Here is a 207-nt window from a genome sequence, read left to right as displayed (position 1 = left end):
GCGGACCCGCCGCCGCCCGCGTCCGGCCGCCCGGCGTGCGCGAAGGCGAGGGAGCCCGCCGCCCACAGCACCGCCATCCACACGGCGGCCCGCCCGGGCCGGTAGCCGTAGGCCACGGTCCAGTCCTGCGCGTACCCGACGATCTTGGCGGCGGGCGGCAGGGTCTCGCGGCGCCGGCGCTGTTTGGCGAGCAGCACCTCGCGGGCG

1 pseudogene is annotated in these 207 nt (G+C 80.2%); it reads right to left on the bottom strand.

Annotated elements, in window-relative coordinates:
• A pseudogene (locus CCN42_RS40265) lies at positions 1–207 on the bottom strand (oxidoreductase); the annotation flags it as partial.

This window comes from Streptomyces glaucescens (assembly GCF_002154375.1).
GTDB lineage: Bacteria > Actinomycetota > Actinomycetes > Streptomycetales > Streptomycetaceae > Streptomyces > Streptomyces glaucescens.
The sequence above is the reverse complement of the archived record's forward strand: the minus strand, read 5'-3'. Positions and strand labels throughout refer to the sequence as shown.